The organism is Acinetobacter sp. YH16032 (assembly GCF_013417345.1).
In the GTDB taxonomy this organism is placed as follows: Bacteria; Pseudomonadota; Gammaproteobacteria; order Pseudomonadales; family Moraxellaceae; genus Acinetobacter.
The window spans coordinates 600,955-625,007 of sequence record NZ_VPEE01000001.1 but is presented as its reverse complement, the minus strand read 5'-3'; the positions used below and the strand labels follow the sequence as shown (position 1 = coordinate 625,007).

19 protein-coding genes are annotated in these 24,053 nt (G+C 36.9%); 14 read left to right on the top strand and 5 right to left on the bottom strand.

The annotated features are described in order from the left end of the window. Positions 1 to 128: 128 nt before the first annotated feature. From FTV32_RS02990 to FTV32_RS02940, 11 genes are all read left to right on the top strand, one after another. Complete coding sequence (locus tag FTV32_RS02990) at positions 129 to 1,541, top strand: amidase (protein WP_180027855.1); 1,413 nt, start codon at positions 129 to 131, stop codon at positions 1,539 to 1,541. Between the two features lie 115 nt (positions 1,542 to 1,656). Beyond that, a complete protein-coding gene (locus tag FTV32_RS02985) occupies positions 1,657 to 3,402 on the top strand; it encodes a SulP family inorganic anion transporter (RefSeq protein ID WP_180027854.1) in 1,746 nt (581 codons plus the stop codon). A 162-nt stretch (positions 3,403 to 3,564) separates the two neighbouring features. Next, complete coding sequence (gene sstT, locus FTV32_RS02980) at positions 3,565 to 4,767, top strand: serine/threonine transporter SstT (protein ID WP_180027853.1); 1,203 nt, start codon at positions 3,565 to 3,567, stop codon at positions 4,765 to 4,767. A gap of 34 nt (positions 4,768 to 4,801) precedes the next feature. After that, positions 4,802 to 5,479: a YoaK family protein gene (locus tag FTV32_RS02975; RefSeq protein ID WP_180027852.1), complete on the top strand. Its 678-nt coding sequence runs from the start codon at positions 4,802 to 4,804 to the stop codon at positions 5,477 to 5,479. A 12-nt stretch (positions 5,480 to 5,491) separates the two neighbouring features. Next, positions 5,492 to 6,028: a DUF2058 domain-containing protein gene (locus FTV32_RS02970; RefSeq protein WP_180027851.1), complete on the top strand. Its 537-nt coding sequence runs from the start codon at positions 5,492 to 5,494 to the stop codon at positions 6,026 to 6,028. A gap of 559 nt (positions 6,029 to 6,587) precedes the next feature. After that, a complete protein-coding gene (locus FTV32_RS02965) occupies positions 6,588 to 7,829 on the top strand; it encodes a mechanosensitive ion channel family protein (RefSeq protein WP_180027850.1) in 1,242 nt (413 codons plus the stop codon). Between the two features lie 30 nt (positions 7,830 to 7,859). Then, entirely contained in the window at positions 7,860 to 9,725 is a 1,866-nt protein-coding gene (locus tag FTV32_RS02960; RefSeq protein WP_180027849.1) for an ABC transporter ATP-binding protein, read from the top strand. Then, entirely contained in the window at positions 9,712 to 10,146 is a 435-nt protein-coding gene (locus tag FTV32_RS02955; RefSeq protein WP_179997979.1) for a MaoC family dehydratase, read from the top strand. Before FTV32_RS02960 ends, FTV32_RS02955 begins: the two co-directional genes overlap by 14 nt. 116 nt (positions 10,147 to 10,262) lie before the next feature. Beyond that, positions 10,263 to 11,294 (top strand): AraC family transcriptional regulator, encoded by a 1,032-nt coding sequence (locus FTV32_RS02950; protein WP_180027848.1) that lies wholly within the window; start codon positions 10,263 to 10,265, stop codon positions 11,292 to 11,294. A gap of 68 nt (positions 11,295 to 11,362) precedes the next feature. Further along, positions 11,363 to 11,737, top strand: a complete 375-nt coding sequence (gene gcvH, locus FTV32_RS02945) for a glycine cleavage system protein GcvH (protein ID WP_035267502.1) — start codon at positions 11,363 to 11,365, stop codon at positions 11,735 to 11,737. Between the two features lie 196 nt (positions 11,738 to 11,933). Next, positions 11,934 to 13,109, top strand: a complete 1,176-nt coding sequence (locus FTV32_RS02940) for an MFS transporter (protein WP_035267500.1) — start codon at positions 11,934 to 11,936, stop codon at positions 13,107 to 13,109. Positions 13,110 to 13,163: 54 nt separating this feature from the next. On the opposite strand, the gene FTV32_RS02935 is transcribed toward FTV32_RS02940, so the two are convergent. From FTV32_RS02935 to FTV32_RS02920, 4 genes are all read right to left on the bottom strand, one after another. After that, positions 13,164 to 14,327 carry a PilT/PilU family type 4a pilus ATPase gene (locus FTV32_RS02935; RefSeq protein ID WP_035267499.1) on the bottom strand — a complete coding sequence of 388 codons (1,164 nt, stop codon included), beginning with the start codon at positions 14,325 to 14,327 and terminating at the stop codon, positions 13,164 to 13,166. A 161-nt stretch (positions 14,328 to 14,488) separates the two neighbouring features. Beyond that, positions 14,489 to 15,526 (bottom strand): 3-deoxy-7-phosphoheptulonate synthase, encoded by a 1,038-nt coding sequence (locus FTV32_RS02930; protein WP_180027847.1) that lies wholly within the window; start codon positions 15,524 to 15,526, stop codon positions 14,489 to 14,491. Between the two features lie 409 nt (positions 15,527 to 15,935). Further along, positions 15,936 to 18,071: an EAL domain-containing protein gene (locus tag FTV32_RS02925; RefSeq protein WP_180027846.1), complete on the bottom strand. Its 2,136-nt coding sequence runs from the start codon at positions 18,069 to 18,071 to the stop codon at positions 15,936 to 15,938. Positions 18,072 to 18,456: 385 nt separating this feature from the next. Then, the gene (locus FTV32_RS02920) at positions 18,457 to 19,218 is read right to left on the bottom strand and encodes an alpha/beta fold hydrolase (protein ID WP_180027845.1); all 762 of its coding nucleotides are present in this window, start codon (positions 19,216 to 19,218) and stop codon (positions 18,457 to 18,459) included. A 244-nt stretch (positions 19,219 to 19,462) separates the two neighbouring features. Between FTV32_RS02920 and FTV32_RS02915 the strand changes: the two genes are divergently transcribed. Next, on the top strand, positions 19,463 to 20,668 hold the full coding sequence (locus FTV32_RS02915) for an amino acid aminotransferase (RefSeq protein ID WP_035267772.1): 1,206 nt from the start codon (positions 19,463 to 19,465) through the stop codon (positions 20,666 to 20,668). 41 nt (positions 20,669 to 20,709) lie between these two features. Here FTV32_RS02915 and FTV32_RS02910 read toward each other — a convergent pair whose 3' ends face one another. After that, positions 20,710 to 21,819 (bottom strand): S-(hydroxymethyl)glutathione dehydrogenase/class III alcohol dehydrogenase, encoded by a 1,110-nt coding sequence (locus FTV32_RS02910; protein WP_092766302.1) that lies wholly within the window; start codon positions 21,817 to 21,819, stop codon positions 20,710 to 20,712. A gap of 135 nt (positions 21,820 to 21,954) precedes the next feature. On the opposite strand from FTV32_RS02910, the gene FTV32_RS02905 reads away from it, so the two are divergent. Both FTV32_RS02905 and FTV32_RS02900 read left to right on the top strand, forming a co-directional pair. Then, on the top strand, positions 21,955 to 23,499 hold the full coding sequence (locus FTV32_RS02905; RefSeq protein WP_373683276.1) for a phospholipase D family protein: 1,545 nt from the start codon (positions 21,955 to 21,957) through the stop codon (positions 23,497 to 23,499). 90 nt (positions 23,500 to 23,589) lie between these two features. Continuing rightward, positions 23,590 to 24,027 (top strand): hypothetical protein, encoded by a 438-nt coding sequence (locus tag FTV32_RS02900; protein WP_180027843.1) that lies wholly within the window; start codon positions 23,590 to 23,592, stop codon positions 24,025 to 24,027. Positions 24,028 to 24,053 lie beyond the last annotated feature (26 nt).

Genomic DNA, 24,053 nt, shown 5'->3' with positions numbered 1-24,053 from the left:
GCAAATCAGCTATGTAACATAATTCCGCACACATTATGCGAAATTGTGGCGAATCAATCTCTGGTCAATCGACAAATCAATATTTCATGTGTATACATATGCTTAGTCAATTTTAAAGAAAATCGATTATGGATAATCAAAAAAGAATTCATGCTTTCACGGATGATATATTAGGTACAAGTGATGCGATTGAGCTCTCAAACAGAATTCAATCTAAAGACATCTCAATTGATGAAGTTTTAAGAGCTTCGATTGAACGCGCAAAATTCGTAAATCCTCTGCTAAATGCAATTGAATTCGAAAACTTCGAACAAATACTTAAATCGCCTACTTTTAAACCAAATCAGATTTTTTCTGCAATGCCTACATTTATTAAGGATAATTTGGATCTTATTGGTTTTCCTACGCAACAAGGATCAACATCGTTCAAATCCAAGGAAAAGATCAAAAACTCTAAAATTACTCAACAAATGTTAGATACAGGCTTAATTGCACTGGGTAAATCCAAAATGCCTGAATTTGGCTTAAATGCTTCAACAGAATTTAAGTCTGGGGATTACACACGCAATCCTTGGCATACTGATTATTCGTGTGGAGCTTCTTCAGGTGGAGCTGCGGCACTCGTTGCATCAGGCGTAGTACCAATTGCACATGCAAATGATGGTGGTGGTTCGATACGAATTCCTGCAGCAAATTGCGGTTTAGTCGGTTTAAAGCCGACACGTGGTCGTTGGTATCCAAATGAAGGTTCGCAGTATTTACCAATTGACCTTGTTTCAGATGGTGTTTTAACACGTTCTGTGCGGGATACCGCGTTTTTCTTTGCTGAAATGGAAAAACAATATAAGTCAAAAAAATTACCCGAAATTGGCTTAATCCAGCATCCATCCAGCAAACCTTTACGGATTGGTCTTGTTTATGATTCATTGCAAACCAATACTGATGCTGAGACCCGTCAAACTGTTGAGTCTACTGCTCAATTACTCAGGAATTTAGGTCATCATATTGAAGAATTTTCACTTCCTATTCCAGATTCGTTTGTAGATGATTTCAGCCACTATTGGGGTTTTTTATCATTTATGATTCAACAGTTTGGAAAACCGCTACTTGGCAAAGATTTTAACGTGAATGAGTTAGATCATCTAACAGTTGGGCTTGCAAGCTTGTACAGGAAAAATTTCTATAAAACCCCTTTATTTTTATACCGTTTAAAGCAAATCCAGCGCATCTATCAAAAAATCTTCCAACAATATGATGTCATCCTTTCGCCAGTTTTAGCGCATGTTTCGCCTCAAATTGGATATCTTTCACCTCAACTCGAATTTGATGTTTTATTTGAGCGTTTAAGGAATTATGTGGCATTCACACCTATTCAGAATATCGCAGGTGCTCCAGCGATATCATTGCCGATGGGTATGACCAAATTAGATTCAAGACCGATAGGTATTCAGCTTTCTGCTGATTTGGGACAAGAACGTTTACTGATAGATCTCGCTTATCAGCTTGAACACATACAACCTTTTAAAAAAATATTCGATTAAATTCATACGCTAAGGATCATTAATCAAATTCTTGATGATCCTTATCAACAATACTCAGTGCTTGTTTATCACTTTTTATGCATAATATATACATAAATGTGATTTAGAGATTTGTATGGATTTAACGAAGCATTCTGTGGAACGAATCTTTCCAGCTTGGAAATGGTTAAAAAAATACAATACTCAAGATTTTAAATCTGATTTTCTTGCATCTGTGATCGTGCTTGCAATGCTTGTACCACAAGGCATGGCATATGCCATGATTGCAGGCTTACCTCCAATTATGGGGTTATATGCCAGTATTATCCCTATGATTGCTTATGCATTGATTGGAGGGAGTACTACCCTTTCAATTGGTCCAGTTGCATTAATCTCCATGATGACTTTTGCTACATTACAGCCATTATATGAAGTGGGTTCACCAGTCTATATTCAAGCTGCCTATTTGCTAGCAGTAATGGTTGGCATAATTTCATTTTTATTGGGACTATTTAGATTTGGTTTTTTGATTCGTCTCATTAGCCATCCTGTGATTAAGAGTTTTATCATTGCTTCAGCTGTCTTAATTGCATTAGGTCAAATAAAATTTATTCTTAATATTCCATTGCAATCCAGTAATTTAATCGAATTTTTTACGAGTTTGGCTCAATATATTTCTTTATATGATTTGGCCAGCTTATCTTTGGGTTTAGCTTCAATTTTAGCGCTCATTTATTTACCACAATTACTTAAAATTCCAGCATTTTCAAATCATCAAAAATTAATGCAATTTGTACAAAAAGCATTACCGTTATGCTTAGTGCTTTTTTCAATCTTACTGGTTCAATCCTTTGATTTAACTGCCTATGGAATTAAAACAGTAGGTGAAATTCCAAGTGGATTACCCCCTATTCAAATGCCGTACTGGACTTGGGACATGGTAAAAATATTGCTTCCTGGCGCAGTAATGATCGCTATGGTGAGTTTCGTTGAATCTATTTCGATCGCGCAAGCTACGGCTTTTCAATCACGTAGTAATTTGAACAGTAATCAAGAGCTTGTTGCGCTCGGTGTTGCAAATTTTGGCGCTGGAATCAGTGGCGCATTTCCTGTCACTGGTAGCTTATCACGTACAGTGGTCAATGCTGATGCTGGTGCAAAAACACCTATGGCTGGGGTTTTATCCTCGCTACTTATTATTGTGGTCAGTCTATATTTTACAAGCCTATTTGAATATTTACCTTTAGGAGTATTGGCTGCAACAATCATTGTGTCGATATGGAAACTTGTTGAAATTAAACCATTTATAGAGGCTTGGAAATATTCTAAAGCAGATGGTTTAGCAATGACTCTTACATTTTTAGGAGTGCTGTGTGTAGATATTACGACAGGCTTAATGGTGGGTATTATTTCAACATTTGTGTTGCTGTTATGGAGAATTAGCCGTCCACATATTGCAGTGATTGGTCTCGTTGAAGGCACGCAGCATTTTAGAAATATTTCAAGACACCAGGTTATTACCAGTAAAAGGCTCGTTTCGGTGAGAATTGATGAAAATTTGAGTTTTCTCAATGCAAACACCCTGAAGGAATTTATTATTTCAGAGGTTAGCCAACATGATGAGCTTCAACATGTGGTCATTAACTGTTCCAGTATTAGTAATATTGACTATTCAGCTTTAGAGACTCTTGAAGAAATGAATTCTGAGTTATCTAAACTCAATATTCAACTACACTTAAGCGAAGTTAAAGGTCCTGTTATGGATCGCTTAAATTCAACCAATTGGATACATCATCTGACAGGTAAAATATACCTCACTCATTTCCAAGCAGTGTATGAATTAGACCCGCATTTCAGCGAAAATAAATCATCTTTTGCATAAGAATTTGATATTCTTAAGTAAGAATTATCAAAAAAAATCCAGTGATTTGATTCACTTAATTTTTATTATGAATAAGTTTTATATTTAAAATCATTTTTAAGTATAGAATACCCCACTTATTTATCCGATTTTAAGCCAGACTCGGCATTATTAGGTTCAGTTATGTTCACTGCTCTAGCACGTTTGAGTTTAGTCACCAAAATCATTATCGCCATTATTCTTGGCGTTTTGGTGGCTATATTTTTTCCTCAAGTTGCACCACAATTAAGCTTGCTGGGTGATTTATTTATTAAAGCCCTTAAATCTGTTGCACCAATTCTTGTTTTTGTTTTGGTCCTTTCTTCGATTGCAAACTTTAAAGTTGGTGATAGCAGCAGTGCGAAAATCAAACCCATTATGATGATGTATGCCGTAGGTATGTTTTTATCTGCGTTAACTGCTGTCATTGTGAGTAATTTATTTCCAAGCACTCTTTTCTTAGATGTCGCTGCGCAAGCTGATTTACAACCACCTGGCAGCTTGACTGAAATTCTTAAAAATTTATTACTCAGTTTTGTTGCGAATCCTATCGTTGCATTAAGTGAAGCAAACTTTATTGGGATTTTGGGTTGGGCTGTTGCACTGGGTATAGCATTTCGTCATGCCACAGACACCACAAAACAGTGTCTGACGGATGCTGCGAATGCCGTGAATCACGTGATTCGTCTTGTCATCAGTTTTGCACCTTTCGGTATTTTTGGACTTGTTGCAGTGACTTTTGCAGATGCAGGTCTTAAAACCTTAGCAAGTTATGCACAATTATTGTCTGTTCTATTAGGGACTATGTTCTTTGTTGCACTTGTAATTAACCCAATTATGGTGGCATTTGTTACGCGTTCAAATCCTTATCCATTGGTTATTCAATGTCTACGTGAAAGTGGGATCACCGCATTTTTCACCCGTAGTTCAGCAGCAAATATTCCGGTGAACTTGGATCTTGCCAAGCGTTTGGGCGTGAATGAATCGACATCGAGTGTAGCAATCCCGTTGGGAGCTGCAATTAATATGGCGGGCGCATCAGTAACGATTACTGTATTAACATTAGCAGCGGTGAATACACTTGGTATTTCCGTTGACTTTACTACAATGCTTGTTCTTTCTGTTGTGGCTACTGTTTCTGCCTGCGGTGCTTCAGGTGTAGCGGGTGGTTCACTGTTATTGATTCCTGTCGCTTGTGGCTTATTCAATATTTCACCAGATGTGGCTATGCAAGTTGTAGCCATCGGTATGGTGATCAGTGTTCTACAAGATTCAACTGAAACAGCCCTCAACTCATCTACAGATGTATTGTTTACTGCTGCGGTTGATCGCGCTCCTTCAAAATAATATATTCATGGCATAAACTTTTAGAATGAAAGATATGCCATTTCAATTCCTTCCAAACTGGGTACAATTTGGGGCTTTCATGCTTGCAGTAAATGCAGGCATGATCAACGTTTTGGGTCTCATTTCTCTATTACATCAGTCAGTTTCACATATGACAGGCAATGCAAGTCTGCTTGCGATCGGTATTATTGACCATGATTTCAAAGCTGTATTTTTTCTGATTCTTATTATCCTGAGTTATGTTTTAGGCTCTAGTTTTAGCGGTCTGATATTGGGGAATAGTCAATTTAAACTCGGACGCAGATATGGTCTACCATTGAGTTTAGTGACTTTTTTTATTCTGCTCTGTTGGGTATTTATTCCCTATTATCCTCGTTATGCACTGCTATGGGCATGTTGTGCGATGGGTGTACAAAATGCCATGGTAAGTCATTATAAAGGTGCGATTATTCGCACGACTCACCTTTCTGGTGTCTTAACCGATCTTGGTTTAGCATTTGGATATTTTGTAAGAGGTCTTACAACGGAATCCAGAAAAGTTATTTTGCATTTAGTGATTTTATTTGGTTTTATTATTGGCAGTACTGTTGCGGCATTCAGCTATCCTTATTTACAATTAGAAGCATTTTTAATTCCTGCAGGTTTAAGTTTTTTACTGACCCTGATCTATTGGATTTTATATTTCCGTCATTGTTATTTTCAAAAATCGTAGTTGGTATTACTCATGGTAAAAAATGCCTTGCAAGCACAATTGCTCAAAGCCGGTTTAGTCGATCAAAAAAAGGCTAAAAAACTTTCTAAACAAGCTGTGCATGAGCAACGCACGGGTCAAAGCAATGAAGCTGAGATTAAAGCTAAGATTGAACAAGATTTAAAGCAAAAATTAGAAAAAGATCAGAGTCTTAATCTTGAAATCAAACGCCAGCAAGATGAAAAAGCATTACGTGCAGCAGTAGTGCAAATGATTGGTCAGCATAAAATCAAAGATATTGATGGTGAAATCAGCTACCAGTTCGTTGATGAAAATAAAATTAAGAAAATTTATATTAATCAACAAGTTTACAATGCACTCGTGGCAGGCACATTAGTTATCGCCAAAGATCAAACAGGTTATGCTGTTATACCAAGAGCGTTATCTGAGCGGATTAATGAAAAAGTCGAAGGATTTATTATTGTGAATAATGCTGAGAAAAATGAGGCTATTACAGATGAGGAAGATCCATATGCAGCTTATGTTATTCCAGATGATTTAATGTGGTGAATTCCTCAAAAGCCTAATTTATTAGGCTTTTTTTACGCTTGATGTGTGATTCAGATTGCGGTGTAGCGGGTATAAATTCATGATTAAGATGCTTTAGGTCATATTGGTGCGTCCAACCATCACGAGAAGACTCTATCAATTTTCTGCGCTCGTCTTTTATTCTCTGATTCGATTTTTTTCAATCGATGTTGTTATGGAGAGCTTAAAAAAAATAATGGATTGATTTTCTCATATTATTTTTTCATTTTCAAAATGCTGAAAATGAACAAGCTCAATAATGCTTCTTTCAGGACCTTTCGTGTAGGTTAAGAATACAGTGAGATTGAGAATGAAAAAAAATCTGGTTACAAGATAAGCTTTATAATTTAAAAATGTAATGACGATAATCTAGGAAATTTTATAGTGTGACTTAATTCACATTAATTTTATTTAAAATAGAAGTTCATAAAATTTATTTCAAGTAATTAATTTAATCTATTCTGTTTGATAAACGTTAACTCTAATAAATTTAATAACTTAAACCATTAAGCTAATACCAATTCATTTAGAGGTGATCAAGTTGGACAGATTAAATTTTGTAACTCAAATCCAAGAATGGTCAGATCAATTTCCTTGGTTAGAGATGTTGACCTCTCTGAGCATTCTTATTCTCATTGCATTTATCGCAAATTTTATTGCTCAACAAGTGGTCGTCCGTGGTATTCGCAAAATTATTAGCAAACTACGTTTTAGTTATAGTGATGTCTTAGCGGAACATAGCGTTATTCGAAGAATTGCAAACATTGTCCCAGCATTGGTTATTATGAATGGAATTGTGACGGTTCCACACCTGTCTGAAAAAGTCATTACATTGATTCAGATGTTTGCACAAGCCTTCATTTTCTTGACCATTGCCTTGGCAATTAGTCAGCTTCTCACCATCTTTAATATTATTTATCAACGTAATCCTAAATCTCACAATAAGCCAATTAAGGGTTATTTACAGTTAGTTAAACTGATTATTTTTGTTGTTTGTGCTCTGATGGTCTTAGGAACATTTCTTAAAAAAGATGTTTTCACGCTATTGGCAGGTTTCGGGGCAATGGCAGCAGTGCTCATGCTGGTTTTCCAAAATACAATTCTATCTCTAGTGGCTTCAGTTCAAATCTCTTCATATGACATGGTTCGAATTGGTGATTGGATTGAAATGCCAACCTTAAATGCGGATGGCGATGTCATTGATATGTCATTACATACGGTGACCGTACAAAACTTTGATAAGACCTATACCACTATTCCGACCAATCGTTTGGTGACAGATACTTTTAAGAACTGGAGAGGTATGCAAGAGCAAGGTGTTCGTCGTATTAAACGTGCACTCTATATCGATCAAAATAGTGTTCACTTCTTATCTGCAATGGAATACAGCAAACTTAAAGAATTTCTGATTTTAGAAAAATATCTGGATGAGAAACAAACTGAGTTAAAAAACTTTAATCAGCAATATGCAAATAATGGGGTCAATAACCAACGTCGTTTAACCAATTTAGGAACATTCCGCGCATATATTGAATACTATTTAAAAAATCATCCAGGTATTGCACAAAATCAGTCCTTAATCGTTCGTCAATTACAACCGACAGGTGAAGGTTTGCCTATAGAAATTTATGCTTTTACAAATACGACAGCTTGGGTGGCTTATGAGGCGATCCAATCCGATATTTTTGATCATCTTTTGGCGATTCTTCCTGAATTCGGATTAAAAATATTCCAGATTCCTTCTGGGAATGATTTCAAGATTCCTCAAGACACAGTAAACTGAGTTTTGATTAGATGAATTAAGATTAGTCGTATGCTGCAGTGGTTTGAAAGACTCGTTGATCCATATCCATCCAAAGATTTAAATCAGCCCTTGCCGAAGAAATTTTTTCCATTTGTTTGGCAAGCAGCATCAGGAGTTAAGCGCTATCTCTTGGTGTTGGTGTTATTTACTGCAGCAACAGCTTCATTTGAAGCTATTTTCTTCTCTCAAATTGGTCATTTAGTTGATTGGTTGTCCGCATCGACGCCTCAAAATTTTCTCGAAAATAACCAAACAAATCTGATGATTTTGTCTGGTTTTCTACTTGCTAATATTTTCTTTGCAAGTTTGCAATCAATCATAAGGCATCAGATTTTATTCAGTAGCTTTCCAATGCGCTTGCGTTGGCGTTTTCACAACTTATTACTTCTTCAAGGTTTAGACTTTTTTCACAATGATTTTGCAGGTCGATTGTCAGCTAAAGTCATGCAAACTTCACTTGCAGTTCGTGAATTTTGGGTAATTTTGGGGGATATCGTTACTTATGTGGTGATTTATTTTATTACCATCAGTGTGGTTTTAGGAAACGTCTCCCCTCTTCTCCTTATTCCCCTGATGGCATGGTTGATTTTATTCATTGGCGCGGCATCCTTCTTTATCCCGCGACTTGGAAAAATTTCAAAAAAGCAGGCTGATGCACGCGCGGTGATGACTGGTCGTGTGACTGATGCTTATACAAATATACAAACAGTAAAATTGTTTGCACATGCTGGTCGTGAAAGCCAATATGCCAAAGAGTCTATGCAACTTTTTATGAAGACGGTGTATACCCAGATGCGTCTGGGAACTGCTTATGAAATTAGCATTAATCTACTGACCGCAATTTTATTCTTTGGCGTTTTAGGTACAGCAGTTTGGCTTTGGTTTATTGGTGAAGCAAACATCGGTGTGATCGCCGCAACGACAGCCATGATTTTAAAGCTGAATAGTATGGCTTCTTTTATGATGTGGCAAACTTCAGCCTTATTTGAAAATATTGGTACCATCCAAGATGGGATGACCACGCTAGCCAAACCAATAGCAATTCAAGACAAAGAAGCTGCACTGCCACTCAAGGTACATTCTGGTGCAATTAAATTTGATAATGTGAGCTTTGCATATAATCAAAAAAATGTTATTAATCACTTGAATTTAGAAATTAAACCGGGTGAAAAAATTGGAATCGTTGGTCGGTCTGGTGCTGGAAAATCGACACTGATCCAACTACTACTTCATTTTTATCAAACCCAACAAGGTAAAATTTATATCGATGGTCAAGCGATTGACGAAGTCACCCAAGATAGTTTAAGAAAAAATATTGCACTCGTGACGCAGGATACTTCTTTGCTGCATCGAAGTGTTGCTGAGAATATTAAATATGGTCGACCTGAAGCGACTGATGAAGAAATGTATGAAGCTGTCCGTAAAGCTCGGGCAGAAGAGTTTATCCCGCAGCTTACAGATCTACGTGGTCAGACAGGATATGACGCTTATGTGGGTGAGCGTGGTGTAAAATTATCTGGTGGGCAAAGACAGCGTATAGCAATCGCACGGGTATTCCTAAAAGATGCTCCAATTTTGATTTTGGATGAAGCAACCAGCGCACTCGATTCAGAGGTTGAGGCGGCGATTCAGGCAAGCCTTGATGACTTGATGGAAGGTAAAACGGTAATTGCAATTGCACACCGACTTTCAACCATTGCTCAAATGGATCGATTAATTGTTTTGGATCAAGGAAATATCGTAGAACAAGGATCTCACGATGAGCTGATCCAACAGAATGGAATTTATGCCCAACTTTGGCAACGCCAAACGGGTGGATTTTTAGTTGAACAAAAAGTGAAAGACAAGGAATTAGACGAAGATGCTTTATCTTGATGATTTAAAAGTGGGTGATCAGTTTAAAAGTCGTGAATATGAGTTAACACTCGAAGAAATTAAAGAATTTGCACAAAAATATGACCCTCAAGTCTTTCATACTGATGAAGAGGCTGCAAAAGATCATCCTATTTTTCAAGGTATCGCAGCCAGTGGTTGGCAAACTTCAGCCATTACCATGCGTCTCTGGACTGAATGTTTTCCAATTGCCAAGGGGCTTATCGGTTCAGAGTCAAGCTTAAGATGGCCAAAACCAGCTCGTGCAGGTGATCGTTTGCATGTGGAAGTTGAAATTGTTGCTATCAATCCTTCTAAAACAAAGCTAGATCGTGGAATTGTGAGTTATGTCACACAAACAAAAAATCAGTATGGTGATGTTTTGTTAATTTCAACCACAAAAATTGTCGTTTTTAAGGCTTAAACATCGGTTTCACACTAGATTTGTCCGACAAAATTGGTATTTTCTATCTGGAATTTATGTCAGTATTATTTTCACCAAAAATTATGAAAAAAATTGTGTAAAGCAATGGATCGCACATGAAAACAGTTTCAGTTCGCCCAGATTTAGGCATTCCAGGTGTTTATGGACTCTTACTTTTAGATGTTGTTTCTCGTTGGGGTTATAGTGCTGAGTCGCTATTCGCTCCCTTTGGATTCACCAACGAGCAACTTGCCGATCCTGAATTTAGAATTCCACTACAAGTAGCGAATGAGATGATTATTCTCGCGCGCAAAATGACAGGTGAAAGTTCTCTTGGTTATCATCTTGGTAACCAAATGCGGATTTCTATCCATGGTTTTATTGGCTATGCCATTATGACCTCGAATGAGATTACTGATGCACTTATTTTAGCCAACCGCTTTATACAACTGCGTATGCCTTTTCTGCAATTTCATTTTTCGACATTTACAGAACAAGTTTCTTTGCAGTTACAATGTGAGATTGATCTTGAACCGCTGAGAACTGAAATTGTCATGGCTTTGACTTTTGGTGTCATTACCATGGCAAAAGCACTGACAGGCATAAATGATTTGTATGGCGAAATTAATTTCGACTTTCCTAAACCTGAAGGCTTTGACAAATACATCAGTCGTCTACACCCTAAAACGATTATTCATTTTGACCAGACTCATTTTCTTGCCAGTTTCGATAAAAGTTATTTAGGCTTGAAGATGGTTAACGCAGATCCGATTGCCAGTCAAATTGCAATTAATCAGTGTGAAGCAGAACTATCAGAGCTTGGAGAACGCCGTCGAATTTCAATGCGTGTTCGCGATATTTTGACACATTCTGAACAGCACTATTTAAGTATTGAAAATGTGGCAGATCGCCTGCATATGTCTGATCGTACACTGAAACGTCAGTTGGCTGCAGAAGGAACTTCTTTTTCAACCTTAGTGGATGAAGTTCGATATCGTCATGCAACCTCCCTACTGTCACGTACTGACTATTCACTTGAACAAATCGCAGATGAACTCGGTTATTCAGATGTTGCGAATTTCAGTCGTGCATTTAAACGTTGGAGTGGTCGAAGTCCAAGCAGTTGGCGTAAAGATCCATATTTATAGAACTTTCGTTTTTAAATAAAACACTGTATAACACAAGAAAATTTTTCAAATCGAATTGAGGAGTCGTGATGAATCATCCTTCAGAGCTTAAATATGCTCGCACACACGAATGGGTACGTATTGAAGGTGATCTCGTTGTTACTGGGATCTCAGATCACGCACAAGATGCATTGGGTGATCTTGTCTATGTAGAAGCACCTGAAGTAGGTCGTGAATTGACTGCTGGTGAACAAGCGGGTGTAGTTGAGTCTGTGAAAACAGCTTCTGATATTCATGCTCCTGTAAGTGGTGTAGTTGTAGAAATTAATGAAAATCTAGAAGATGATCCAGATTTTGTAAATGATGATCCCTATGGCAAAGGCTGGATCTACAAAATTAAACCATCTAATTTGGCAGATGTGGAACAACTTCTCTCAAATACAGATTATGAATCAGGTTTGTGATATTTATGACCAGTCTACGGACTGGTTTTTTATTTATACATTTTCGGATGAATGGCTCACTTTTTGATGTAATTTTCATGTAATTTGATTATAATTAATTCAACTTCTCTCCCTACTTCATTGCTGACCAAAACCAAAAATAATTTTATTTGGCACAGATTGAAGCTTTTAATGGTTCAATTTTTCAAGGTTGTCTATGTCCTCTATACATGCTGAGCATCTATGGAATAAATCTTTTATTCTGTGTCTAATTAATAACTTATTTATTTTCATCTTCTATTTTGCTCAGACAACGATATTGCCAATTTATATTCTTAATGATTTAAATGGTAATATTACCCAAGCTGGGCTTGCACTGACTTTATTTCTAGCTTCATCGATCGCAATACGACCGTTTACCGGTCTCATTATCGAGAAGATTGGGCTTAAAAAAGCACTTTATATCTCTGAGTCATTTTTTGTACTGCTCTCTTTCGCTTATATCTTTGCTGATAATCTAACCCTATTACTGGTCATTCGGTTACTACAAGGAATTTGGTTCAGTATTTTGACCACTGCCATGATACCAATCGTCAATGACTTCATTCCAAATCAGCGTAAAGGTGAAGGCATGGGCTATTTTGTCATGTCAGTCAATCTTGCCATTGTACTAGGACCCATGTTGGGCTTGATTCTCATTCAACCATGGGGATATATTCCAGTGGCTACACTTTTAGCTGCAATTGTTTTTATTGGTTATTTGTTCTGCTTTTTGATTCCGATCCAGACACAATTTCAAACTGTTAAGCGCAAAACAAAAATTAGTGTTCATGATTTTGTTGAGATTAAAGCTTTACCTGTTGCGATGATGGCGATGCTCATCTCATTTTCTTATGCAAGTATCATGTCTTTTATCTCGACATATGCTGAATCAAAAAATTTATTGACCTATGCAAGCTTATTCTTTGCTGTTTTTGCAATTTCCATGATGCTTCTAAGACCCTTCACAGGAAAGTTATATGACTCTAAGGGTCCTGCCTACGTTGTCTATCCAGCGATTGTGAGCTTTAGCATTGGGCTATTCATTCTAAGCCAAATTCATTCTGCTGCCGGATTATTGATATCTGCTGTCTTTATTGGTATAGGCTTTGGGTCTGCTCAGCCATGTCTCCAAACGCAAGCCATTCAAGCTGTAGCACGTGAACGAGTTGGACATGCGAGTTCAACTTTTTACACCTTTTACGATATTGGCATCGCATTAGGTTCTTTTATTCTAGGTATTGTGATCACACACTATCAGTATTCGATTGCATATATATTATGCGCGATATTGACGCTTTTGAGCTTGCTGTTTTACCGCTTCGTTGTTCAAACTAAAGTTAAAGCGGTCTAGATAGCTAAAAATTTGTCCAAAAAAAAGCCTTCAGATGAAGGCTTTTTTATTTAATTAGCTCTCTGCATCTTCATCAAACATACTGAAGGTTTGTGAAGAGGTTTCAGCATTCTCTCGGACGCGTGTACTTTTTAGCTTAATCTGTAGACGTAATTCATTTTTAGAGTCAGCATTACGAATGGCTTCATCATAACTGATCGCACCTTCGTTATATAAATCAAATAATGCTTGGTCAAATGTTTGCATACCAAGTTCTCGCGACTTGGTCATAATTTCTTTCAACTCATGAAAGTTACCTTTCAAAATCAAATCAGAAACTAAAGGTGTATTTAGCATGACTTCTACAGCAGCTCTACGTCCGACACCATCTTCAGTTCGAACTAAACGTTGAGAAATAATGGCTTTCATATTTGATGAAAGATCCATAAGCAACTGATTGCGCCGTTCTTCAGGGAAAAAGTTGATAATTCGATCCAAGGTTTGATTGGCATTATTCGAATGTAACGTGCCTAAGCACAGATGACCAGTCTCTGCAAAAGCGATCGCATGCTCCATGGTCTCCGTATCACGGATTTCGCCAATTAAAATTACATCTGGTGCCTGACGAAGTGTATTTTTAAGCGCATTATGCCATGAGTGACAGTCCACTCCGACTTCTCGGTGAGTGACCATTGATTTTTTATGTTTATGCACGTATTCAACTGGATCTTCTACAGTAATGATGTGCCCTGCTGAGTTCTCATTACGGTAATCAATCATGGCAGCAAGTGAAGTAGATTTACCCGATCCAGTGCCACCAACCACTAGAATTAAACCTCGCTTTTCCATTACCACATCTTTCAATGTTTCTGGTAATTTCAACTTTTCAAAGTTTGGAATTTCAGAGGTAATGGTACGAATGACCATCCCTACATTAAGTTGCTGTTGAAAAACATTCACGCGAAAGCGCGATACATCTGGGACATTAATGGCAAAATTACATTCTAATTCACTCTCAAATTCTGCTCTTTGTTTTTCATTCATTAAGCTATAAGCGAATAGTTTTGTTTTTTCTGCAGTCAAAGCTTGAGAACTTAAAGGCTTCATTGAACCTTGATGTTTCATACTTGGAGGAAAATCAGCTGAAATAAATAAATCTGATCCCTCGTGTTCAAAAACGCTTTTAAGCAATCTGAACATGAATTGCCGAGCTTCGCTAAGTAATTCATTACTGAACATTAATTTCCCCAAGTTATAAATATTAAATACTTAAAATACTAATAGAAATATAAGGTTATTTCAGCTGTTTCATCAAATATTTAATGCTTTAAACAAACATTCAAATCTTAAAGGCAAAAAAAAAGAACCCATATTTCATGGGTTCTTTTTTACGAATTATATTAGGAGAGTTGTTGAGCAACATCCAAAATCAATTGCTCTGTATTTAACCAACCCAAGCATCCATCAGTCACTGATTGACCATAAGTCATGTGATCAGAAATTTTCTGATTGCCATCGACTAAAAAGCTTTCTAGCATGACGCCACGGACTTGTGTTTGAGGTCGTTCATTCACAATTTGCTTTAATACAGCAGGTTGATTCAATGGATTTTTAGCACTATTCCCATGGCTACAATCAATAATCAAAGCTGGTAATACATGATTATTGTTTTCTTGAATCTTTTTAATTTCAGCGAATTGGTAATTTGTACCCTGATTCGATCCACGTAAGATCAAATGTGCGTGCGGATTACCCTTTGAAGATAAAATGCTTGGACCACCATCTTGACTTAAACCAAGAAATTGATGCGGTTGTGAAGCGGACTGAATGGCATCCAATGCAATTTGGATTGATCCATCTGTACCATTTTTGAACCCAATGCTATAAGGCATATGGCTAGATATTTCACGGTGAATTTGCGATTCGCTTGTTCTCGCCCCAATCGCGCCCCATGAAATCAAATCATCAAAATATCCTGTTGCCATTGGGCTTAAGATTTCTGTGGCCAACGGCAAACCCATTTCAGCAATTTGAATGAAGAGTGATCTAGACTGTTCAAGTCCTTTTTGCATATCTGCTGAACCATTTAAATCTGGATCATACAAGAAGCCTTTCCATCCTACAGTGGTGCGAGGTTTTTCAATATAAGTACGCATCACGATGAAAATCTGATCTTTGACTTGTTCTTGCAGTTGTTTTAATTTTTGTGCGTATTCGAGGGTTGCTTTAGGATCATGAATCGAACATGGACCAGTAATGACCAATAAACGTGGATCATGACCCGCTAAAATGTCTTGTATTGTTTGGCGATGTTGACGAATTTGAAGTGAAACTATCGGACTAACTGGTAAAGCTGATTTTAGTTCTAATGGTAAGCTTAATTTTTTTTCTAAAGTATGTTGAGCTGTGGTTATAAGCTGAGAATTAATTGCATTCATCTTGAATTCCTTTGGGCAGCAATTGCCCTATCTTTTATTTGAGCGTGAGGTGTCTATTGGCTGGGTTTTGTTCTTGACTAAAATAGAACCAATAACCGTTGCTAAAATAAAAAGTATTCAATGTTTTCATGAGATGCTCCTATATTTGTTGAGATGAAAAAAAACCTGATTGGTGTTGCCAATCAGGTATAAACTTGATGGGCAACATTTTTGTTGCCCGAACGCGTCTAGGCAACTAGATGTTAAATTGCCAAAAATAATAATAAGCGTTAGTAATCAAGTGTGTCGTTTTCATCAAATTATCTAAAATATAACCCTTAAAAGTAAAATACGCATAAATAGGCTGATTGACAAGCAATTTATATAAAAAATATTGTTATATCAATCATAACTCAAATATATCAATGGTTTATTGCTTATCTGTAGGAAGCCAATCTTTTATAGCACATACTTGTTTGAGCATCAGTTGCTCAGCCTCAGACTTACAAATCGCTTGGCTAAATAAAAAGCCTTGACCATATGCACAGCCAACATCCTGAAGACTTAAGAGCTGTTGGCATGTTTCGACACCTTCTGCGATCACATCCAATGACAGAATAGGTCCGAGCTTAGCAATGCCCTCTACAATTGAATTGATTGACTTCTCCTCATTCATTCGATTCACAAAAGCATAATCAATCTTGAGACAGTCGACAGGATAATCTCTTAAATGCGTCATTGAAGAATGACCGGTTCCGAAATCATCCAATGAGATTCGAAGACCATAATTTTTGAGCTTTTGTAGTGCTCGAATCACAAATTCTATTCCACGCTCAGCCAGAATATGTTCTGTAATCTCAACCTCGATTAAATGAGCAGGAATTTGATGTCGTTCTAAACGTTGAATTAACAATTCTGCATAATTGTCACGCATGAATTCAACTGGAGAGGCATTAATTGAGATCGGTACAAGTTGAACGCCCTTAGACATCCAATCTGCCATGTCACTGAAAATCTTTTGATGCATGATTTCACTGATTTTACTGGCCAGCTCATAATCGTTAAACGCTTCTGAGATTGAAGCTGGATAATGAAGTTGCTGCTGTGTATCATGCCAACGCATCAAAGCCTCAAATCCGATTAGCTGACAGTTATCTAAGCGAACCTTAGGTTGATAATACGGTTCGATTAAATTGTCCTGTATGATATAGCGAGCAGTATCAAGTTGTTGCATCTTCTTTTCAGCAAGTGCAAACATTTCGTCATCATACATACGATACCCACCACGACCTTTTTCTTTAAGATCATTTAGAGCGGTATCCGCACATTTCATCAATCCGAATACATCTTGAGCATCTTTAGGATAAATGGCACATCCAATACTCATCCCACTATTAATCACTTTTCCTGCATAAGTAATGGGGGCAATATTTTGTTTAAGCACTTTCTGTGTGGTTTGATGTAATTCTTCTTCTGAGGTCATCCCTGAGACAATAATTGCAAATTCATCTCCACCTAAACGTGAAACAATACACTTGCGATCTAAACTCTTTTGCAGACGTTTAGATAAGACTTTAAGTAGATGATCTCCAGCAGGATGACCTAAAGTATCGTTAATGTTTTTAAAATGATCGAGATCAATAAACATCATACCAATAAGTGTTTTTTCACGATTTGCTTGTGAAATCGCCGCTTTTAATTTATTTTTGAAGGCACGACGATTCATCAGACCAGTCAGATCATCATATTCACTGCTGATTTTTAGTTTAGCTTCGGCAACACGTTGACGGGTAATATCACGTGATACACAGAGAATACTGGTCGTATTTCCTTGTTCATCATGCACAGGTGTTAAAATATTATCCCAATACATCACAGTATCGCCGTGTGTGCTCATCCCCGCAAAACGGGCATTCTTCCCTCGAGCTGCTGTTTTAATCGCTTTTGCCCCCTGTTCACGTACTTCAGGTGGTAACAGCGTTAACCAATCCATTCCAAATTTCTTAACACGCTCTTGACCCAGTAATGCCATGCATCCAGATTTGTTCATGTGTTCAAGCTTGCCATCTGGTGTGATAATTTTTATACAGTCTACGCTGACATCGAGCATATCTGTATTGGCACGCAAGGCCTCAGCAGTTTCACGCATTTTGATTGTACGATCATGGATATTTGTGCAACTTATCATCCAATTTTGCTGGTTGGATTGAATCACCTTAGGTTCAGCAAGCATTAAGAACCAAAGATATTCACCTGATTTATTTTTTATACGACACTCTTTTTCAAATTTCTGACCGTTTTTTTGAGCATCATTCCAAATCTGATAAAGATGTTCAGCATCATCAGGATGAACAAATTTAAGCCAGTCTACGTCACGTAAGATTTGCGTATCCGCACCGATATATTGTTTAAGTGCGAGATTACAATACCCTGAGTTGGTGTGACTGACCCAAATCAAATTGGGCAGTAAATCGAGTGCAAATTTAAAGTCATCTGACAGTGTTAGATGCAAAGGCACAGCTTTGGACTGTAAATGATCAGCTCTATTCAGATCCAGAATGCTCATAGTTCACCTATTCGAAAATAACAACCCATCAAAATGACGAATACAAAAATCAGCGTAAAAATTTAGAATTTAATTAATCAGTATTTAAATTTCGTTAATAATGATTATTAATCATCATTAATTTTAAAATACGTGATAATAATAACACTTAAATGGATTAAATTAATACAAATACCATTTCTGCATGATACATAATTTTTATCACTTGTGAATATTAAATAGACAAAATGCATAAAAAATAATGAAATACGACACAATAATGAATTTATTTGATAATTCGACATCTTAGAATTAAATAATTCCGATTTTAATTAAAAAAAAATACCTACTTATATTAAGTAGGTATCGACTAATATAAAAATAATCTAAACTTATTATTAATTTATTATAAAAAATCTTTAATGTTTTTGATAACCTCACTTGGTTTTTCTGCATGTAACCAATGTCCAGTGCCATCAATCGTCACAAATTTAGCTTTAGGATATTGAAACCGAATAAGATCGTTATCGCGCTCGAGATTAATATAATCGGATAATTCTCCTTTTAAAAACAAAGTTTCATTCGATTGTGGATTAAGACTTTCCCATGACAAAATCTGAAAATATTGTTGTTTAAGTGCATCTAAGTTAAATAGCCACTGTCCATTGCGGAAAGATTTGAGCAGAAATTGAATAACGCCAATTTCATTAATATATTTCTGCATCAACTCGGTTGCCTCCTTTCTTGAAACAACTTGAGCTTTTTGAACTTCTTCTAAAGCTTTGAAAATTTGATCATGATGAGATTTTTGATAAGCGACGGGTGCCATATCAAGTACAATCAACTTAACTACTCGATGTGGTACAAGGTTTGCTAAGTGCATAGCAACTTTCCCCCCCATCGAATGACCAATGATGTGAAATTGTTGCACATTCATATCATCTAAAGTTTCTACAACATCTTGCGCCATGAGTTGATAACTCATTTGATTAGAATGAGGTGATAAACCGTGATTACGCAAATCAATTTGGATGACATCATGCGTTTCCTGAAATGCTCTCGCGAGCATGCCGAGGTTCGATAAACTACCAAAAAGACCATGAATCAGAACAAGAGCAGGTTGACGTTGATTCGCATTTGATTTGGTGATCTCAGCATTTAGTCGCATATATATACTCAAATAGCTTTAAAAATGTGATTCAAATTCTAACAGTAGATTTTGTATTTTAGTGTTAGTTTAATTTTTATTTATATAATTCAGTAAATTAAAGACAATCAAAAAAATTCGGTTATAAGTAAAAGTATTGAGTTTTATAAAAATTAGTCCTGTAATTCGATCTTGTGATCGTGCGGAAATTATATATATTATCCGATTAAACTTTTTACTTTGAACATTTTAGGAAATTTAGACCATGTTTCATCATGTAGATGCTTATGCAGGTGACCCTATTCTTTCACTTATGGAAGAATATAGTAAAGATGAGCGTACTCAAAAAGTGAATTTGAGTATTGGTCTATATTATAACGAAGACAGTATTGTACCTCAGTTAAATGCGGTCAAAGCTGCGTACAAAAATATTGAACCGAGCAACGATAAAGTTAAACTTTATTTACCAATGGATGGTTTGAAATCTTATAACGAAGCGACTCAAGCATTAGTTTTAGGTCCTGATAGTCAAGCGCGTAAAGATGGTCGTGCTGTCACGATTCAAACACTTGGTGGCTCAGGTGCACTTAAAGTTGGTGCTGATTTTTTGAAAAAATATTTCCCTGAGTCAGATATCTGGGTAAGTCAGCCAACTTGGGATAACCATATCGCAATTTTTAATGGCGCTGGTATCCAATCTCATTTCTATCCTTATTTTGATGCTGATACAAATGGCGTTAACGTTCCAGCAATGCTTGAGGAATTAAAAACACTAAAAGCAAAAAGTATTGTTTTGCTTCATCCTTGCTGCCATAACCCAACTGGTGCAGATTTAACGCCAGCAGAATGGGATCAAGTGATCGAAGTACTTAAGACGAATGATCTTATTCCATTCCTTGACATCGCTTACCAAGGTTTCGGTAAAGGTCTTGAAGAAGATGCATACCTTATTCGTGCTTTAGATAAATCAGGTATGAATTTCATTGTGAGTAATTCATTCTCAAAAATCTTCTCACTGTATGGTGAGCGTGTCGGCGGCTTAACATTTGTCTGTGATGATCAAGCTACTGCTCAAAAAGTGCTTGGACAATTAAAAGCAACTGTACGCCGTATTTATTCTAGTCCAGCAAGCACAGGTGCATTGTTGGTTGAAAACGTGTTAAACAACGCAGATCTAACTGCTCAATGGCAAGCTGAATTACAAGAAATGCGTGAACGTATTATTAAAATGCGTGAATTGTTAAATGCTAAATTGAGTGCGGCTCTGCCTGAACGTGACTTTAGCTATCTAGTAAAACAACAAGGTATGTTCAGTTATACAGGTTTGACTGGCGAACAAGTGGATATTTTGAAAGATAAATATGGTATTTATTTAGTCCGTAGTGGCCGTATGTGCGCAGCAGGATTAAACTTGAATAATATTGATTATGTGGCTGAATCAATTGCAGAAGTTTTGAAAGCTACCGCTTAAAAACAAAAAAACGGGCATATCGCCCGTTTTTTATTGCCCAATTAAAAATGTACAACTGTACGGATTGATTTACCTTCGTGCATTAAGTCAAAGGCTTTATTAATGTCTTCTAGCCCCATAGTATGAGTAACAAAAGGTTCTAATTGAATGTCACCCTTCATCGCATCTTCAACCATTTTTGGTAATTGAGTACGACCTTTTACACCACCAAATGCTGTACCCATCCATTTACGTCCAGTCACTAATTGGAATGGACGAGTTGAGATTTCTTGACCTGCACCAGCCACACCGATAATGACAGATTGCCCCCAACCACGGTGTGCACATTCAAGCGCTGAACGCATTACGTTTGTATTACCGATACACTCAAATGAATGATCAACACCCCAGCCAGTCATCTCTACAATGACTTGTTGAATAGGTTGATCATAGTCCTTAGGATTGAGGAAATCTGTAGCACCAAACTGCTCAGCCAATTTAAATTTTTCTGGATTAGTATCCACTACAATAATCCGGCCAGCTTTGGCTTGTTTAGCACCTTGAACAACTGCTAAACCAATACCACCTAAACCGAACACAGCAACAGTGTCACCTTCCTGTACTTTTGCAGTATTGTGAACCGCACCAATACCAGTCGTCACGCCACAACCCAATAAACAAACGTGTTCAGGGTTTGCTTCAGGATTAATTTTTGCTAACGATACTTCGGCAACAACTGTGTATTCACTGAATGTTGAACATCCCATATAATGGTAGATAGGTTCGCCGTTATACGAGAATCGAGTCGTTCCATCAGGCATAACACCTTTACCTTGAGTGGCACGTACAGAGACACATAAGTTTGTTTTATTTGATTTGCAGAACAAACATTCGCCACATTCTGCAGTATAAAGTGGAATGACATGATCACCTGGTTTTACACTGGTTACACCTTCACCAACTTCAACTACAATACCTGCACCTTCGTGACCCAGTACCGCAGGGAATACGCCCTCTGGGTCTTCACCAGAAAGTGTAAATGCATCAGTATGACAAACACCTGTATGCGTAATTTTCACCAATACTTCACCAGCTTGTGGTGGAGCAACATCTAATTCAACAATTTGTAATGGCTGACCTGGACCGAATGCCACCGCTGCACGTGATTTCATGATGAAAACTTCCTTTGTAAATTAAGATTTAACAGATAAGTTACAGTAACCGCTTTTGATAAAAACATTCAACTATTTGATTGATGATATTATAGCCATACAACTGAATAATAAGATTTAGGAACGACAGCTTTGATGCTTATGTTGCGATATATATTGTGTTTACTCACATTCTTTATTTTAACTGGATGTAATTTGGCGATGAATACAAGTATAAAACAAGCCCCAATCCAACCTCATACAACACATTGGCTCAGCAATACACCAGAAACAAAACGCAATATTGAACAAGGTTTAACTGCATTCTTACCGCTTCATGATCCTTTTATGAGTATGGCTTCACGTGTTCATTTAATACGTGAAGCACAACATACGATCGATTTACAGTACTATATCTGGGAAAATGATGTGATTGGTCAGCATTTATTGTCTGACCTACTTAAAGCAGCTGATCGTAATGTGAAGGTTCGACTGTTAATTGATGATCAAAATGGCACTCAATTAGACTCGACCTTAAGTGCATTGTCTGAACACCCCAATATCGAAATTAAGCTATTCAATCCCTACAAATTTCGCAGCTTTAGAGTTTTGGATTATGTGTTTCGCTTTAATAAAATCAATCATAGAATGCATAACAAACTGATTATTGCTGACGGAGCGATTGCTGTTACTGGGGGGCGTAATATCAGTAATGAATATTTTGATGCCAGTGACAATTTTCAATTCGCGGATATGGATATTTTATTTGCAGGGCAATCAGTTTCAGCTGCAAACACGGTGTTTCACCAATTTTGGAATGATGAGCTGAGTTATGATATTCAGCAAATAATTCCTGAGTCTCAAAAAGAATTGGCGCATTTAAGATCGTATTATTCAACCAAGCAAAATTTTCAAGGTGCTGAAACTAAAAAACGTATTGATCAAGCAGAACGTTTTTTAGAAGAAAATTTAAAAAAACATCCTATTCGCTGGTCTAAAGCTCATTTTGTTGCAGACAGCCCCAATAAAATCAGAGCGAAAGCTCAATCTCATGAACTGCTGTTTAATCAGTTCAAATCCATTATGGGGAAACCTGCTCAAGAAATAAACTTGGTGTCTGCCTATTTTGTTCCTACTGTTCATGGTGAGTCTTTACTCAAACAATTGAGTGAGCAGAATGTCAAAGTTCGAGTTTTAACAAACTCATATTTGGCAAATGATGTCCCGATTGTTCATGCATTTTATCAAAAATATCGAACCTCACTCTTAAGGTCAGATGTAAAACTTTACGAGTTTAAACCTTATATTGAACGGTCTGATCGGACTTGGTATGAAATTATGACGGGTAATGTTATTCCTGCGAAAGGAAAAAATGCGTCGCGGCTTCATGCTAAATTTTTTACTGTAGATGATAAAGTTTTTATTGGAACATTCAATTTTGATCCACGTTCAGCGTATTTGAATACTGAACTTGGACTGATCATTGAGTCAGCCGATTTTAAAACAGAGATATCTCAATCTTTAAATGAAAATCTTCCCAAAGTTGCCTATCAACTACATTTGGATGCACATCAAAACTTAAGATGGGAAGAACAACGAGGTGAAGAAAAGTTAATACATGATCATGACCCTGAAACGACTCGTTTTCAGAGATTTATGTTCAAGTCTTTGTCCTATCTCCCAATCGAATGGATGATGTAAATTCTTTGTTGTGACTGGTTTGTACAACCAGGATAAATTGCATTATTATTCACGTTTTATTTTTTGAACCCTTGGTTCTACTCTACTCCCATGCAATTTTTTGATCTTAGTCGACAGTATAATCTGAACGACATACTCACGCCTTTTTTATCCCTTGAAGATTTATCTCAGCATGAATGGTATTTAGCTAAAATCAGTGTTGATTATGATTGCCTTACTGATGAAGACCTAATTGAAGGTTCTATCACCTTAAAGTCTAACCATAATGTTCAAATTGAATTGGCTTGGTTAATTTTAGACAATGGTCATGAGTTACAAGTTTTGTTCAAAGGCATTGAAACCTCTGTCTCAGAGCAAACACTCGTGATTGTGAAGGGTGCCCGCTTAGTTGATGAAAAAGGACAAGAATTATCTGCTCAAGCATTATCTTTATGGATTGATGGTACTCTACTCAATATGCTTCCACATATTCGTAAAGAAATTAAATCACGTTTAAACTTGTGGGATTATGTAGATTATGATGTGTAATAAGCATCTCGATTTACTTAAATACG